The following is a 16,824-nucleotide window of genomic DNA, read 5'->3' on the forward strand; positions in this document are numbered from 1 at the left end:
CCCACTCTAAAGGAGACGTCGGTGACGCATCCCAGTCACGCCCGCACCACTAAGCCGCTATTAGCCGCTACAGGTGTCGCCATGGCCGTCGCCGCCGCGATAATTGGGCGGCTCCGTCCCCTGGAACCTCGCCTGTTGGGCAGGGAGAATCCGGACGTCCTCACCAGCGTTCTGCATGCCGTTGTTGGAACGCTATTTTGGGCAGCCCTGGTGTGGACGCTAGCAGAGCTCACTCGCGTCACCCTGTGCTCGCCACATCGAGCGGCCATTGATTCCACCCATACTCGCGGCCATCAAGCATGGCTGGCCGCACAGATATGGGCCATACTGGCCCTACTGATGATCCCCCTGGAATCCGCTGATTCCGCCGGTTTGACCTTCGAGCAGGTCTTTCTTGATCTCCCGACGTACATCACCTCTACCCCCTCTGTGGCGGCCTGGCTCGTCGTCGCAATCTTGGGGTTGGTGGTCGGCCTTCTCGCTTTGCTGACGACCCATCTCGGCGGTCTGGTGATGGCGAGCTTGGTTACAGTCCTCGCAGCATTGCCTGTTCCCGTCACCGGGGCGATTTCGGTCGGTCTCAATCACGATTTCGCCACCGATGCCGGGGCTCTAGCCGCCGTTGGCATGACGATTGCCGCCGCTTGCGTTCTGGTCGAGACCCTTGATGGCCCCCGCCTCGCCCTCACCAACCGCCTTGTCTGGCTACAACGCATCGGTGCTGTCGTAGCACTGACTGGGGGCATTGTCGTCACCTGGCAAGGTCAGGCTGAGCATTCCTGGGTTTCTGATCGATGGGGCGTCGCCCGTATCGTCTTGCTCGTCGCCGCAGCGTTCTGGGGCATCATCACTTGGCTGCCACGTAGCAGGATGCTGAGCTGGCTTGGGGTGATGATGGTGACCGTCATGCTGGTCGTGACGGGAGCAGCAAATCAACTCGTGCCGCCGCGCTACCTCATTGGTCAAACCCCGGCTGTCAATTACCTCGGGTATGAATTACCACAGGCCCCCACGGTCGCCACCCTGCTAGCCACTGGTCGGTCGAACATTGGTTTCTGGACCCTATCGATCCTCGGGATCGTAGGCTATTGCATCGCTGTGAAGACCCTTAAGCGTCGTGGCGAAAGCTGGTCTGGGGCACGTACCGGCTCTTGGATCGGGGCTTGGGTCGTGGTGATGTATCTGGCCAGCACCGGACTATGGGAATACTCCTCAATGCAGTTCAGCTGGCACATGCTGATTCATATGACCTTCAACATGTTGGTTCCAGCTTTACTGGTGCTGGGAGCGCCAGTGACCCTCCTGAGAGCGGTATTGCGCACTGGAGACCAGATCAACGACGGTCTCAACGGACCCCACGACTGTCTCATGGCGGCACTGGAATGGCGTCCCACGAAGATCCTGTTTGGCCCCTTCGCCGCCTGGATCATCTTTATTGCCAGCTTCTACATCGTCTATTTCACCCCGATATTCGGCTACCTCATGCGCTACCACTGGGGGCACCAGTGGATGCTGCTGCATTTCCTGATGGCCGGTTTCATGCTCTTTGAGTACGTCATTGGCTTAGATGACCTACCAGCCTCGTTGCCCCACATTGGCCGATTGGGATTCGTCATTACGGCTATGCCCTTCCACTCGTTCTTCGCCGTCATCACGATGAATGCCCATCAAATCATCGGCAAGAATTTTTACGAGGCGTTGTCGATTCCGTGGGTTCCCAATCTGCATGACGACCAGAACCTCGGTGGCCAGATTACCTGGGCCACCGGCGAGATCCCGATGGCACTAGTCCTCATCGCGCTGTGCGTACAGTGGTTCATCTCAGACCGTCGCGACCAGCGGCGAGTTGACGCTTCTGAAGACGCCAGCCTTGATGAGTCCCTGGCCGCCTATAATGACATGCTAGCCTTAATGGCTGGTCAGGAGATCAAGCCGGGCGGCCCGAGGAATAAGTCATGAGCACGGCCACGGTGAATCCCTCAAATGAGGAGCAAACCGTCCTGCATCCGCCGGTGCAATTGCAAATCGGTGGGATGACCTGTGCAGCGTGCGCCACAACGATCGAAAAAAGGCTGTCCCGTATCGACGGAGTGCACGTGAGCGTCAATTTCGCCTCTGAGCAGGCGACGGTAACGGGTATGGGCGTCGAAGATGCAATAGCCGCCGTCAAGGATGCCGGTTATACCGCAGCCTTGCTCTCTAACGTCGATCTAGCAGCTGAGGCAGAGCGGCGCATTACCACGCTGAGGCACCGTCTCATCGTAGCTGTGCTACTAACTTTGCCCCTCATGGACATCGGCCTGGTCTTAGCCCTGGAACCACAATTACGATTCCCTGCGTGGGACTGGCTACTCGTTGTCCTCTCCCTACCGGTGGTTTTCTGGTCGGCGTGGCCATTCCACAAGGCCACGTGGTCAAACTTGCGCCACGGTGTGACCTCGATGGACACCTTGGTTTCGCTAGGTGTGTTGTCCTCCTTCGGGTGGTCATTTATCTCCATCCTCATTGGCGCTCAGGATCGAAAGGGGTACTGGCTGGGCTACGGCATCATCCCGGCAGGGGCTGACACCCTCTACCTTCACGTCGCTGCCGGGGTGACCTGCTTTCTGCTAGCTGGACGCTATTTTGAAGCTCGCGCCAAGAGGTCGGCGAGGTCTGTGCTGACAGCTTTAAGGCAGCTAGCAGCCAAGAATGCGCGGATACTGCATGACGGGGTCGAAACCATCATTCCCGTCGAACAGCTGCGCACGGGCGATCTGTTCGTCACTTTGGCCGGAGAGATCCTGGCCGCCGATGGCGAGGTCGTTGAGGGATCCTCCAGTATTGACACGTCGATGATGACCGGCGAGCCGATGCCCACCGGCATCACCGTCGGGTCGATGGTACTCGGCGGAACGATGAATCTCACCGGGCGGATCGTGGCTAGAGCCACCGGAGTCGGTGACCACAGCCAGCTCGCCCAGATGGCGGTGCTGGCCGAGGAGGCCCAAGCCCGCAAAGCTAACGCCCAGCGTTTAGTGGACAAGGTCGTCGAGATCTTTGTGCCCGCGGTTCTTGCCATCGTCGTCTTGACCTTCTTCGGCTGGTGGATCGCCGGGGCGGGAACCCGACATGGCCTGTCGGCGGCTCTCTCGGTACTCGTTATCGCCTGCCCGTGCGCCATCGGCTTAGCAACGCCGACCGCCCTGATGGTTGGTGTCGGGCGCGGTGGTCAGCTGGGCATCCTCATTAAAGGGCCTGAAGCCTTGGCTGCGTCCGGTCGCATCGACACTGTGGTCCTCGATAAGACCGGTACTGTCACCAGCGGAGAAATGACTCTCGTCGCAACGCTCCCGACCAACGGGCACGACGTCGATCGCGCCCACCGGTATGCGGCCGCCCTAGACCAACACTCCACCCATCCAGTGGCCAAGGCCGTGGTAGCTGCTGTCAAGGGCACCATTCCAGCCTGTTCCAGCCCCCACACCGAGGCTGGGCGCGGCATCAGTGGCGAGGTTGAAGGACACCATGTGTTGGTCGGTAACCCGGTCTTTCTCACTGAGGCAGATATCGAGGTTCCCGACGAGCTGAACCACGTAGTCGTGGAGGCAGCCGGAATAGGCCGTTCCACCATCCTGGTAGCGATCGACGGCCAAGCCGCAGCGGCCCTTGTCGTCGCTGACACCGTCAAACCCGAAGCGCCGGACGTCATCGCCCAGCTCAAGGCCATAGGGCTACGAACTATTCTGCTAACTGGCGATTCAAAAGCCGCCGCAAATGCCGTCGGAACACAACTTGGCACCGACGAAGTGCTGGCCGAAGTGCTGCCCACCAACAAAGCCGAGGTCGTTGAGAAACTTCGCACCGAAGGCCGCGTTGTAGCCATGGTGGGTGACGGCATTAACGATGCTGCTGCGCTGGCCAGTGCCGACCTTGGCATGGCGCTCGTTACCGGCACTGATATCGCGATGCGCAGCGCCGACATCATCTGTGTGCGCCACCACCTCGGGGTCGTCCCTGACGCCATTGGGTTATCGAAACGCACCTTGAGAACCATCCGCGGCAACCTCGCATGGGCTTTCATCTACAACATCGCCGCGATTCCGATCGCGGCCGCTGGTCTACTGAACCCGCTGATATCCGGACTTGCCATGAGCCTTTCGAGCCTCTTCGTCGTCACCCATTCACTGAGACTTCGTAACTTCAGCACACGCAGTTAAACTGACCCGCGTGAGTGTCGAAGCAGACGGTAGGAAGCTCCTCCGAATCGAGGTCAAGAATTCCCAAACGCCCATCGAGGACAAGCCCCGCTGGATTAGGACACGAGCCACGATGGGCCCAGAATACCGCGACATGCGACGCCGAATGATCGACGGAGACCTGCACACCGTGTGTCAAGAAGCTGGCTGCCCTAACATCTTCGAGTGCTGGGAAGACCGGGAGGCCACCTTCCTCATCGGGGGCGACCACTGCACCCGCCGATGTGACTTTTGCCAAATCGAGTCAGCCCGGCCAGAGAGTTACGATCGGGACGAGCCGCGCCGCGTCGCAGAGTCCGTCAAGCAGATGGGGCTGCGCTACGCCACCGTCACCTCGGTGTGCCGAGACGACCTCGAGGACGAGGGAGCCTGGCTGTGTGCCGAGACGATCCGCCAGATTCACCAGGTAAACCCTAGCGTCGGCGTCGAGATGCTCGCCCAAGATTTCTCTGGCAAACAGGAACTCCTTGACGTCGTCTTCGAGGCGCGTCCGGAGGTCTTCGGCCACAACCTTGAGACGGTCCCCCGCATCTTCAGGCGCATTCGGCCTGGATTCCGCTACGACCGTTCCCTGGCCGTCTTAAACTCCGCACACGATGCCGGTCTCATCACCAAGTCGAATCTCATCCTCGGCATGGGCGAAACCCGTGAGGAAATCTCGGAATCCATGCAGGCCCTACACGATGCCAACACCGACCTGCTGACGATCACGCAGTACCTGCGCCCAAACGCCTACCTGCATCCCATCGACCGCTGGGTGGCCCCGCAGGAGTTCGACGAATTAGCCGAAGAGGCCCGCGAGATCGGATTCGTCGGTGTAATGAGCGGACCGCTTGTGCGATCCTCCTATCGGGCTGGACGGCTCTATCGGCAGGCCATGGATGCTCGTGGCGAGCGTCCGGTGACGATCGTGACCGGGTACCGCGACGGTGCGAAACCTGCACCGTTCGCGGCCAAGGGAGAGACGGGGCGGCCTCCAAAAGCCGGGACGCGAGTCGAACGGCTCGGATGAGGTGAGGCGACCATCCCTGCATCAGAGCTACAACATCAAATAGCCAACCCAACGCTTCAAGGTCGTCGGGAATGGGCCATCGCAGAATGGTTCCGGCACGACGGGTGCGGTACCTATCCTCTCGACGTCATGTCCTAGCGCCTCAGCCGTGAAAGGACCTAACCAGCTCGGCGTAGCTCCAGGCAGATCAGTGGTGACATCCCGCATGCCATCAATCGTGGAGAAATCCATCGTCCGCTTCGAGTCGACAACTCTATTGCCACGACATCCCGTAGGCCAGGATCAGCAAAAGCCCAACCATCAAAGTCTAGAATGGAGTGAACTGGGACAAACCACTCGACATCCACCTGGGCCGAAGGAAGCAACCTCATCATCGCGACGGTGTCTGCCACGATGAACATCGGTTGCTGCCCGGACTCCGCCTGAGCATGCGGTTTATCTATGGCAATTTACTGACGCAACTGCCCCACGCTCACCACCTTGGAAGGCATGCACATCTTAATACCCCGACCTCGACCCAATCATTCCCTCTCCTTGCCCACAACCAGACGCGGACTCTGGCCTTCCGCTCCTTGACGGACTCCAACTCCCACCATCCGCGGACATCGATGGCGTCAGGGGACCATGTGAATGATGCGTCTTATCCACCTTTGAAACGAAAACGGCCACATATCTCATTGCTTTCATACGCACCCTGTCAAGAATTGGAGACACCCCGCAGCAAACGCCTTGGTCGAACGACTCCCCATCACGAGCAGCATGATCACCAGCAGACCCGGTTTTATGCTTCACACTGAAAATATGTACCGAAATTCCAACCAATATCAATCAAACGCATTGGCTCAATCAGCGATGGCCATTGGAGCGCTTCATTGACTCAACTTGACCAATCCGGTGCCATGCACACGCGTGATAATGGGGTTAACCTGAGCACGCACCCGACGCCCGATTGCGAGGAGATTAGGCCCGAAGACCAAATGCTCCACACTAGGATACACCCGTCCATATCGTGGGCACCTCAGGGCAGATTCTCGGCAAGGCACCTTCACCAGTTCTTTACCCCCAAGATTACGAGACGGAAGATCTCGAACCGCCCGCGCATTGACGTCGTCTTTGATGTATTGGGCATGCCATCTGGTCACGTCTGCAATAAGCCTGGACGGGTCGACGCACCGTCGTCGCCATCACCACACGAGGCTCCCCTGCCGGAACGGCGTACTCCTTAATCGCAGCTCCAACAAATGTTGGCGGCGTACACGTCGTTCGCCACACTGACCCCCACCCAAATATCCGATATACTTCGGCTGCCTCGACCGGGGCATCCGTAACCAATAGAACGGAGAACCTCCATGAAGAAGACCCATCTTGTAACTCCCCTCCTTGTCGGCGCGATGCTCATGCCAGCGGCGCTTTCTGCTCCCAGCGCCCACGCCGTCGAGCCGACGGCGACCATCTCGGCGACCAGCACCCACGACCTCTCAGCCAGCGATGCTCGCAATAGCATTCAGCTTCTGAACGCACGTATTACGACCCTTCAGTCGGTACAGAAATCCGCCCCCGGTTCTGACTACTCTGATCAGATCCGCGATCTTCTCAAGGCCGCCTTCAACCTGCGTGGCCTCATCGAGGCCCTCGCCCATGGAGGAATCCCGTTCTACGACCCGTCGACGATCATGCCAAGGATCAAGCTGGTCGCCACCACTATTGACACCATTCACACTGCTACGACCACTCTCCAGAACAAGGTTCGCCCCGCCCACGTCGAACTCGGTCTCGAAGTCACCAAGGCCGTCCTGCTGACCGCCAACCCAGCGTCCACCGTCAAGGAGCTCGACGCCGAGGGCGCCGCCCTCAAGGCTCGCCTGGCGAAGGTCTCGCAGTACCCCGACCTCACCCCGAATGACGTTGCCACTGTGTACGTGCGCGCCAACTTCAGTAAAACAATCTGGCAGGTGCGCGCCGACCGTCACCAGTACATCCTTGGCCACAAGAGCGCCGCAGTGTACAAGACGCTCAATCGTGCCATCACCAAGGCCGTCGGCGTTCGACTGGACCCAAGGGCGACCGTAGGGAACATCCAGGCTGCACGCACCGAGCTTCTTGCGGCCTATCAGACAGCACTTCATTCCCCCGATGTCAAGAAGGCTGCCTGAGTCAGAACGCACTCACTAATTGACATCAACACTCGGTGCCTTGCCCGCCTGCGTACGGGCAAGGCACCGTTCTGTGCTGTGCAGAAGATGATTGTCTTTACACGAGCCGCCTGCAGCAACATATGTCTTCTCTCCAAGGCGGTGGGCACTGCTGCTACCACCCTCACCCCTTGGGACAACTCACCGGACGTTTCCGGTGAGCTCGCCGCACAGCTTCGACAATGTCCATTCAGAGGGAGAGCTCAATCGGATAGGCGCGCGAATTCGCCACATAGTTGGCCGCGTAGACGGGGATACCGGCCACCACGCGATGGGGTTCCGCCTACAGCGTGCCAACCTCGACCGTAAACCCACTGACTTTGACATGAATACCCAACACCGATGTCATCGTCACAGCCCTTCGGCAAAAACTACTCCGAGCGAGCCCGCCCCGAAACCATCCCATAGGGGACGACGACCGTGGGGATGCGCCTCGATACCCGGGATCACAACGACGTTCAGCACCATGTCGAGACCCACTTGAACGGCGCCATTGTCCAAACAGCTACCACCTCACGCAAGATCACAGCATAATCGGCTACCACCGCCGTAGGCACGCTCAGCACCTTGCGCCAGGTCGCTCAGCGTACTAATCGACATGCCCACTTGCACAGCGCGGACGATACAGATCCGCCAACCACGAGATCATCATGTCAAGGACGTACGTACGCGGCACCGTAAGCTCCTGCAACCCATGTATTCAACACAGTCCAACTGGGTCGCCAAACCCGACCCACAGAAATCGCGTCGACGATCACGGATCACCGCCACCGATCATTTTGCGTGAGCGACCGGGAACATCGGCTTGCCAACATATCGGCGACCACCTATCTTCAAGACGTTGGACGTCTAACGTACTTCCCGGATCAACGACGATTGGGGGGCTCATGGCCAGCTCGGATGACATCATCACCATCAAAGAAATGGGTGACAAGAGGCCATGGTGGCAGTACTTGGACGCCACCAAGTGGAAGCTGTTCATTGCCGCCCTCATCGGCGTCACCCTTGACGGCTACGACTTCGTGCTCATCACCCTGGCGCTTCCAGAGATCAAGGCAACCTTCGATCTTACCTTAGTGCAAAGCGCCGCGCTGGTGTCAGCTGCCTTCATCACCCGGTGGTTGGGCGGACTGATCCTGGGTGGTGTTGGCGACAGGTTCGGACGCAAGCCGGCCATGATCATCGCGACCGTGCTGTTCGCAATCGGCTCGCTCCTCATGGGATTCTCGCCGAACTTCATGTTCCTGTTCGTCATGCGTATGGTCGTCGGTTTCGCCATGGCCGGAGAATATGGGTCATCGGCAACATATGTCATCGAATCGTGGCACCCCCGAATCCGCGGCAAGGCATCATCGTTTCTGTTATCCGGCTATGCGATAGGTGCCATTTTGGCCGTTCAGGTAGACAAATACTTAGTCCCATGGGCCAACAGTTGGCATACCGGATGGGGCTGGCGGGCCCTGTTCATCACCGGGGTCGTACCCATCGCAGTGGCACTGTACATGCGACGTCGCCTCCCCGAAGCTAGCGACTGGGAAACGGCGAAGTCACGCAACCGGAGAGAATCGTCTGAATCGCGTGACGCGTTCCAGGTGCTGTTCAGCGGAAGGCGCATGTCCCTGAATATCACGCTCGTCATCGCGACGATGGCAGGCCTACTGGCCATCTTCGCTCTCAACATTCTCACCTTCTGGGGTGTCTTCGCCGTGGCCGCAACCTGTGGTGCCATCTTCGTGTGTCTCATCGTGCAATTCGATCCTCGACGCTGGGTCATCGGCATCGGAATCATGATCGTCATTCTCTCTGCCTTCATGTACGGATGGCCCATCCTTGGACTCTTACCGACGTACCTCAAGGGTGCCGGGTATGCAGCGTCCACCGTCGCAAATATGTTGACGGTCGCACAATTCGGCAACATGATCGGTTACTTCGTCGCAGGCTTCATGGGAGACTTGATAGGAATGCGCAAGTGGTACTTCACGAGCATTCTCATCGCACAAGTCATCGTGTTCCCCCTGTTCTTTGCGGGAATCAAGTCAGCGTGGCTCATCGGGCTTCTGCTGTTTTTCAACCAGTTGTTCGGCCAAGGCATTTCAGGACTGGCCCCTCGCTGGGTGTCGAGCTACTTCCCTGTCGAGCAGCGAGCTGCGGGAGTGGGGTTCATCTACAACGTCGGAGCTCTCGGCGGCGCAATCGGACCGGTCATGCGCGCCTCACTGGCCAAGGGCTACGGCCTGGGATCGGCGCTGGGGGTGTTGTCCGTAGGCTTCGGCCTGATAGTCGTCCTTGGCGTCGGGCTTAATCTTCCACGCAAGCTCCAAGCCCTCATCAATCCGAAGGTCGTCCGTCCCGAGGACGGGGACGACCGGTATATCAACAGCGAGGACCTTTCGAGCGAGTTCGCGTCCGGCGGGTGCTGAATCGACGGCCAGAACACACATTCATAATCTCCAAGCAGAATGAAGTAAGAAAGCCACGAAGAGACGTCAACCATGGATGCTACCAATACATATACCGAGCAATTGGCGATTGATCTCGCTGGAAGCGCCTTGCTGCCAGCTCGGAAGGGTGTGGACGTGCATCGAATCGACGACACGGACGGTTCACTTCTCCTCGAATTCTCCGCAACCTCTTCTGGACGCCTGTTCGAACTTGTCGGGAAGAACGGGCGAATAACAGTCGACGTGGAGGCAGACCGTCTTCTCGGCCGTATCGATCTGGGCGGAGAGTCTCGAAGCCTCGACGCCGAAGATGCACTGGGTATGTCAGATGGCACTATTCACTCCGTCGGGTTGACCTCTGACGAAACTGGCACGCATCTGTTTGCAGACGGCTACGAAGCATTCTCCGCCACGTTGCGAGCATGGTGCCGAGACCTGGGGGCAACCAACATCGTCATCAACCCATCGGGTGTTCTCGACGTACGACGTTTCAGAATGTGGAACTCGGCCTTGTCCTTGCAATCTATGGCAGCCAAGGCACCGGCGCCAATACCCTTCATCGAGTTCGCTGGTTCTGAGCTGTCAGCTCGAGACGCACGTCGTACCGGAGAACTCCGCCATGGCACGCTTCGAGCACGAACTCGCCTCCGTGGCAAAGGCCAGGGCGGAACCGTGCTCGCAGCCAGAGGGAGCGCTGGTCGGCTTTGTTTCGAAATCGTCGATGGCGACCTGCTCTTACACGTCGAGGTGGACGATGAACCGATTGCCCACGTACGCGCCCCGGGCAGATGGGATGACGGAAACTGGCATGATCTGGTAGCCGTCAGTGGCCGTGGCGCTATTGAGCTCTACGTTGATGGTTTCCTCGTGGCCCACGAACCAGGTGAGGCTTTCTTTGCCGATCTCGGCAACGTAGAGCGGGTGACCGTCGGAAAGGACCTCGAAGGGGCACGGCTGTTCGGCGAAGCGCAGACAGCATCCATCTTCAGCAGCGCGCTAACCGACGCCCAGGTCAAACGCCTCGCCAACGTAGCTCCTCTACGGACCCAAGCCCTCTTTGACACAGGGTATCTGGACTCGAAGAGCTATCGGATCCCATCGCTGATCAGACTCGATTCCGGAAGTTTTATCGCAGGTGCAGACCAACGTGTGAGCATTGCCAACGACAGCCCCAACGACATCAATTTCGTCATCCGTCGCAGCGAAGACGGCCGCCTGTGGGACGAGGCCGAAATAGTCCTCGAGTATCCCGGCGAGGGAGCCCTCGGGGCATCGGTCATCGACTCGGTTCTGTTCCAGGACCACAACTCGGGACGCGTGTTCTGTTTGATCGATCAGTTCCCAGGTGGCGTGGGACAACCCAACGCAAAACCCGGGTCGGGCTTCGATGACCAAGGTCGGCAGCTTCTGTTCGACCGTGACGCGACCGCCTACGTCATCAATGCAGAAGGCATTATTACAACCGAGTCGGGGGAACCCACAGACTACACCGTTGACGAAGCCGGAAATATCTTTGAAGCTGGTATCTCCGCCGGCAACATCCATCTGGCCACGGGAGTGGACCCCCACGAGTCCCTGCTGACCCTGCGGACTAGCAACCTCATCCTCATCTACAGCGATGACGATGGAAGGACGTGGTCACGGCCCATCAATCTGAACCCGGCCCTCAAACAGCCTTGGATGCGGTTCCTCGGCACCTCACCGGGCAACGGAATCCAGCTGGAACACGGGATGCACCAAGGCCGACTCCTGGCGCCGGTCTACTACAATCACGAGGAGGGGAAGACCTTTTCATGTGCTGCGGTGTACAGCGATGACGGTGGTCAGACATGGAATCTCAGCAAGTCACCGAACGACGATCGCGAACTGTTCGGAAAGACCGTCAGCTCTCGAAATCTCGAGGATGACCGCGGATCGACCCATGAGTCAGCGTTAGTGGAGACCCCTGATGGTGTCGTGCACTCCTTCATGCGAAACCAGCACCCTTCCGGACGAGTGGCGCACGCAGCTAGCGTCGACGGCGGCGAGACATGGGGCGAAGTGACGTTCGTCGAGCAGCTGACCGAAATTTTCTCCCAGCCCAATGCCATCTCCGTCCGAGATGAGTTCGGAACTGAATCGGTGGTCTTCGCCAATGCATCGATGATGCTCCCGTTCCGCGGTTGTGGTGTGTTGCGCCAGAGTTTCGACGGAGGCATGACCTGGCCACACAACCGCGTGCTCAATCCTCGTCATCACGTGTATCAGTGCATGGCCCAGCGAGACGAACGGACTCTGCTCGTCCTGTGGGAACGGGAGTGGCAAGGCCTGTTCCTGACCGAAGTTCCGCTGTCATGGCTCACCAATTCGCGCAGCACATTGGGGTAATCCACACAGCGGCAACAGGTATCACCGATTCAATGTATTAATGATGTGGAAGACTTGACGGATAGGGGTTCAGCATGTACCAAAGGATTTCACGCCGATCCGCATTGATCTCTGGCGGGGCAGCCTTGCTCTGGGGCATGGCAGGCCAGCTCTCTACGCATTCTCCTGCACTCGCTACACAGGAGGCTGACGGACTCGAAGTGTTCAACAGAGAAAATTCACCATCACACTTTTTCCGCGTTCCTTTCATGGTGGCCACTGCCAATGACACATTGGTCGCGGGCTGCGATGCAAATCGCGCAACAACTGGCGACTCCGCAGACAATATCGATGCCCTGATTCGCAGAAAACCCAACGCATCCCGTTACTCGATCTCCAACGGATGGGAACCCCCGTCACTGATCAAGCCGTTGGAGATGCGAGATTATTCGGAAAAGTATGGGTATTCCCCCACATCATCCTCCGTCATCGACGGCGCCATCATCGAGGACTCAGTTCGAAATCGGCTGATGATTGTCATCGACCTCTGGGCCTGGAACGGCGGCGTGTTCGAACACCTCAACGTCGCCCCGGACGGCTCCGTCAGCGGTGGACGCCCTCGAAAGTTCCCCCTGGGAGATGGTTTCGCCACCGTTGCCGGACGGGACATGCTCCTGCTCTCGACACACAACGCCACAGGGGACGCCGACGGGTTGAGGGGAAATATCAATCTGAATTTCGATCGCTCACAATTCGATCTCGTAGCTGACCTCGATGGCCCCCGCGACCAGTGCGGCCGCATTCGGATTTATGAATTGATCGGTACACCTCGTCCATACACCACCGCTGGAGTCGATGACTCGAATCTCGCTCTCGGACGGCGATCAAGATATTCCTTGGACGACGATTTCAATCTCTTCGAGGCGGGAATTCCTCTGTACGTGTTCCAGTACGGTTCAGCTCGCATCGCTCCGATGCGCGTCTTCTACAAGGATTCAATCCTTCAAGTCTTCAACACTAATCACATCGTGGAGATCTACTCATATGACGATGGTCAGACATGGAACATGGGAAAACTGGTGACACGACAGTTCAGACCCGTAGATTCTCGATATACGCTCATCGCACCAGGTCGGTCCATTCAGGTCCGCGCAGGGGAACACGCCGGGCGCATCGTCGTTCCGACCTACATGATGCTGCCTGCCGGCATTTCGTGCACTACTGTCTACACTGACGATGGTGGGGTAACTTGGCAACAAGGACTCCCGATGCCAGCCACTATCGATCTCCACGAAAGCGCGATCACCGAGGTTCTACCCGGCGTGTTGCGCAGCTTCAACCGACATTCCGCCTCTTCCGGCGGAAAGGTACTGACCGCCGAGAGCCTGGATGGCGGCCATTCCTGGAGCACGCTGACCTCCGCGTTCGGCGACGACGACCAGGGCGTCGCATGTCAGGTCTCTGCGCTCATGTTGAAACAAACCATCGCATCACCTACGACCGGAGAACAACTCCCGGCTCTCATGGTCGTTTCAGCAAATGATCGCAGGCGTCGACATGGCGTCGCCCATGTAGCAGTTGTCCATCGATCCTCGGCGGCATCCGGGCCACGCTCCGAACTTGAATGGGTGAGTCACACCGACATCACGAGTCCACAGACCCTCTTTGCTTATTCCTCGATCGCCCAGTTGTCCAACGGCCGTGTTCTCCTGCTCTTCGAATCGTCAGCTACGGATTCATGGGCAGACGGGCTTCAACGCATATATCTCCGGGAACTGAAGCCATGACACCACACTGGCGGGCACCAGCGCCGGCCAATCTCCACCACCATAGACGGTTACATCCCAATTTTCGAGACGTGACCGAAGTTTTGCCACATTCTGTGTCTCTCGCTTCCGGGGAGCGACGGGAATGGGTCCGACACGATAGAATCCACTGGTCACGGGGCAGTCTGCGCCCCGGCAATCTACCCCGCACATGCCCGCCGACCCGGAGGAGCCGCGCACCATGCCCAAGAGCCAGGCAGCCAAGGAACTCGCCGCGAAGCAGAAGGCCCAGGCCAAGGCCGAGAAGGAACGCCGCAAGCACTCCGACAACCCCAAAGACTGGGGCACCGGAAAACAGCTTGCCGAGACGTTCAAACTGACCCGCCAGGTTGACCCACAGCTCCTCTGGTGGGTCATTGGTTCTTTTGTGGCAGGCGTCGTGGTGTTCACCGTCCTCGGTCTTATTCTTACCGACCTGTGGTGGGCGTGGCTCATCGTTGGCATTTTTGCTGGTGCTGCTGCCGCTATGTGGGTCTTCCAGTGGCGCGCTAAACGTTCCATGTATGCCCGATTCAAGGGCCAAACCGGATCAGCCGAGGTTGCCCTGTCTCTACTCGACAAGAAGAAGTGGACTTCTACCCCTGCGATCGCCTTTACCCGTCAGCAGGATGTCGTTCACCGCGCTGTCGGTCCGGGCGGAATCGTCCTCATTGGAGAGGGGCACGGTAACGGTCTACGTAACCTGCTAGCCACCGAGACTAAGCGCCACGAGCAGGTCGCCTACGGCACCCCGGTGACGTCGATCATCATGGGCAACGACAAGGGGCAGGTACCGCTGGAAGAGCTTGACAAGTACATCAAGAAGCTTCCCAAGGCTCTCAACACCAGCCAGGTCGACGAAGTCGTCAATCGTCTCAAGGCCCTTGACGCCATGCGCCCCAAGGTGCCGCTGCCGAAGGGACCGATGCCGAGTTCAATGAAGGGCGCCCGCGCCGCCATGCGAGGACGCTGAACCCCCGTTGGCCGGCACAAATATCGTCAACGCCGATCGCATCTCAAAATCCTGGGGTACCCGAGCGGTCCTCTCAGAGGTGTCTCTGGGGTTATCTACTGGGGATGTCATCGGCGTTGTGGGGCGCAATGGAGACGGCAAGTCTACCCTCTTAGCCCTCCTCACCGGTGCCTTAGAGCCCGACTCCGGGACTGTGACGCGCACTAACGGAATTTCCATAGGGGTGCTCGATCAAGCTGAGACCCGTAACGATCAGACTGTCCGCGACCTCATCGTCGCTGGCCAGCCCGATCACGTTTGGGCAGCTGACCGCAAGGCTCGTCCAATCGTCGAGGACATGCTTTCCGACATTGACCTTGACCGCCCTATGACGGACCTTTCCGGCGGGGAACGACGACGGGCTGCGCTGGTTTCGATCATGCTTGGACATCATAACCTGCTTGTCCTTGACGAGCCCACCAACCACCTCGACGTCGAGGCAGTGGCATGGCTGGCAAAACACCTGCGCCACCTCCAGGAGCGCGGCGTGGCAATGCTCGTCGTCTCACACGACCGTTGGTTCCTCGACGAGATCTGCACCGATATCTGGGAGGTCCACGACACCACCGTCGAGGCTTATCAAGGCGGTTACTCGGCATACACCCTGGCCCGGCTAGAACGAACCCGCATCGCTGCCAGTAACGAGGCCAAGCGTCAGAATCTTGCGCGTAAAGAATTAGCGTGGTTGCGTCGAGGAGCCCCTGCCCGTAGCTCCAAACCGCGTTACCGAGTCGAAGCCGCCAATGCCCTCATCGCGAACGTGCCCGAGCCCCGCGACAAGCTTGAGTTAGCACGCTTTTCCGTGGCCCGGTTAGGCAAAGATGTACTGGACCTCAACGATGTCACCGTCACCGTCTCTTCCAACGAGCTCGGCGAACGCACCCTGCTTGACAAGGTGACATGGTCGATCGGCCCGGGCGACCGGATCGGTCTGGTTGGCGTCAACGGAGCTGGCAAGTCCACCCTGCTTAACCTTTGTGACGGTTCTCGCAAGCCTGACTCAGGCCGGGTCAAACGAGGCAAGACTCTGCGCCTGGCTCACCTACGTCAAGAAGTTGATGACCTCGATTCGACGATGACGGTCTTAGAATCCGTCAATGACGTCAAGGCAAGGACGAAACTGGCCACCGGTCACGACGCCTCCGCCACTGACCTCCTAGAAGGATTCGGATTCACCGGGCAGAAACTCGTCACCCGCATAGGCGACCTTTCGGGGGGCGAACGGCGTCGTCTTCAGCTGCTGCGCCTCCTCATGGACGAACCCAATGTGCTCCTCCTCGATGAGCCGACTAATGACCTCGACATCGACAGCTTGCGCTTGCTTGAGGACTACCTCGACTCTTGGCCGGGCACCCTCATTGTCGTCTCCCACGATCGCTGGTTCCTGGAACGGGTCTGCGACGTCGTTTGGGCTCTCATGGGAGATGGCACAGTGGCTCTCCTACCCGGGGGAATTTCCCAGTACCTCGAGCATCGTCGTAACCGGGAAACCGGCCCGTCGAAGTCAAGCCGGGTAGGCATCACCTCACAGGCCACCGAGCTGAAGAAGAGTGCCGCCAAGTTGCGTCAAGCCCACAAGAGCATGGACAGGCTCGATCGTCAGATGGGAAAGGTCCGCGACGAGCTGGCCCGCCTGCACAAGGAGATGGCCGCGAAGGCCGACGACTACCAGGCGCTGGTAGATTTCCAGACGAAGGCCGATGAACTCGAGGAGCGGATGGCTCACCTCGAAGAGCAATGGCTCGAGGCCGCCGACATTGTGGAGGATCAGTGACCCT

The 16,824-nt window shown here is 58.8% G+C and carries 9 protein-coding genes; all 9 read left to right on the forward strand.

The window, feature by feature from the left end:
* The first annotated feature begins 21 nt into the window (after positions 1-21).
* The 9 genes from F1563_RS03820 to F1563_RS03885 all read left to right on the forward strand — a co-directional run bounded on the left by F1563_RS03820 (position 22) and on the right by F1563_RS03885 (position 16,820).
* Positions 22-1,959 carry a cytochrome c oxidase assembly protein gene (locus F1563_RS03820; RefSeq protein WP_007433635.1) on the forward strand — a complete coding sequence of 646 codons (1,938 nt, stop codon included), beginning with the start codon at positions 22-24 and terminating at the stop codon, positions 1,957-1,959.
* Positions 1,956-4,199, forward strand: a complete 2,244-nt coding sequence (locus F1563_RS03825) for a heavy metal translocating P-type ATPase (protein WP_002546520.1) — start codon at positions 1,956-1,958, stop codon at positions 4,197-4,199. Before F1563_RS03820 ends, F1563_RS03825 begins: the two co-directional genes overlap by 4 nt.
* 10 nt (positions 4,200-4,209) lie before the next feature.
* Positions 4,210-5,250 carry a lipoyl synthase gene (gene lipA, locus F1563_RS03830; protein ID WP_149302554.1) on the forward strand — a complete coding sequence of 347 codons (1,041 nt, stop codon included), beginning with the start codon at positions 4,210-4,212 and terminating at the stop codon, positions 5,248-5,250.
* A 1,349-nt stretch (positions 5,251-6,599) separates the two neighbouring features.
* On the forward strand, positions 6,600-7,403 hold the full coding sequence (locus F1563_RS03845) for a CAMP factor family pore-forming toxin (RefSeq protein ID WP_002527729.1): 804 nt from the start codon (positions 6,600-6,602) through the stop codon (positions 7,401-7,403).
* Positions 7,404-8,329: 926 nt separating this feature from the next.
* Complete coding sequence (locus F1563_RS03865; protein WP_002527731.1) at positions 8,330-9,862, forward strand: MFS transporter; 1,533 nt, start codon at positions 8,330-8,332, stop codon at positions 9,860-9,862.
* Positions 9,863-9,934: 72 nt separating this feature from the next.
* Positions 9,935-12,250 carry a sialidase family protein gene (locus F1563_RS03870; protein ID WP_002527732.1) on the forward strand — a complete coding sequence of 772 codons (2,316 nt, stop codon included), beginning with the start codon at positions 9,935-9,937 and terminating at the stop codon, positions 12,248-12,250.
* Between the two features lie 248 nt (positions 12,251-12,498).
* Positions 12,499-14,016: an exo-alpha-sialidase gene (locus tag F1563_RS03875; RefSeq protein WP_002527733.1), complete on the forward strand. Its 1,518-nt coding sequence runs from the start codon at positions 12,499-12,501 to the stop codon at positions 14,014-14,016.
* Positions 14,017-14,236: 220 nt separating this feature from the next.
* A complete protein-coding gene (locus tag F1563_RS03880) occupies positions 14,237-15,007 on the forward strand; it encodes a DUF4191 domain-containing protein (RefSeq protein WP_007433629.1) in 771 nt (256 codons plus the stop codon).
* Positions 15,008-15,014: 7 nt separating this feature from the next.
* Positions 15,015-16,820 carry an ABC-F family ATP-binding cassette domain-containing protein gene (locus F1563_RS03885; RefSeq protein WP_002527735.1) on the forward strand — a complete coding sequence of 602 codons (1,806 nt, stop codon included), beginning with the start codon at positions 15,015-15,017 and terminating at the stop codon, positions 16,818-16,820.
* Positions 16,821-16,824 lie beyond the last annotated feature (4 nt).

Source organism: Cutibacterium modestum (genome assembly GCF_008326345.1).
Classification (GTDB): domain Bacteria; phylum Actinomycetota; class Actinomycetes; order Propionibacteriales; family Propionibacteriaceae; genus Cutibacterium; species Cutibacterium modestum.

Excerpts from the sequence above, each read along its gene's own strand:
- F1563_RS03825 (WP_002546520.1), top strand. The coding sequence starts at position 1,956 with ATGAGCACGGCCACGGTGAATCCCTCAAATGAGGAGCAAACCGTCCTG.
- F1563_RS03845 (WP_002527729.1), top strand. The coding sequence starts at position 6,600 with ATGAAGAAGACCCATCTTGTAACTCCCCTCCTTGTCGGCGCGATGCTC.
- F1563_RS03865 (WP_002527731.1), top strand. The coding sequence starts at position 8,330 with ATGGCCAGCTCGGATGACATCATCACCATCAAAGAAATGGGTGACAAG.
- F1563_RS03870 (WP_002527732.1), top strand. The coding sequence starts at position 9,935 with ATGGATGCTACCAATACATATACCGAGCAATTGGCGATTGATCTCGCT.
- F1563_RS03875 (WP_002527733.1), top strand. The coding sequence starts at position 12,499 with ATGGTGGCCACTGCCAATGACACATTGGTCGCGGGCTGCGATGCAAAT.
- F1563_RS03880 (WP_007433629.1), top strand. The coding sequence starts at position 14,237 with ATGCCCAAGAGCCAGGCAGCCAAGGAACTCGCCGCGAAGCAGAAGGCC.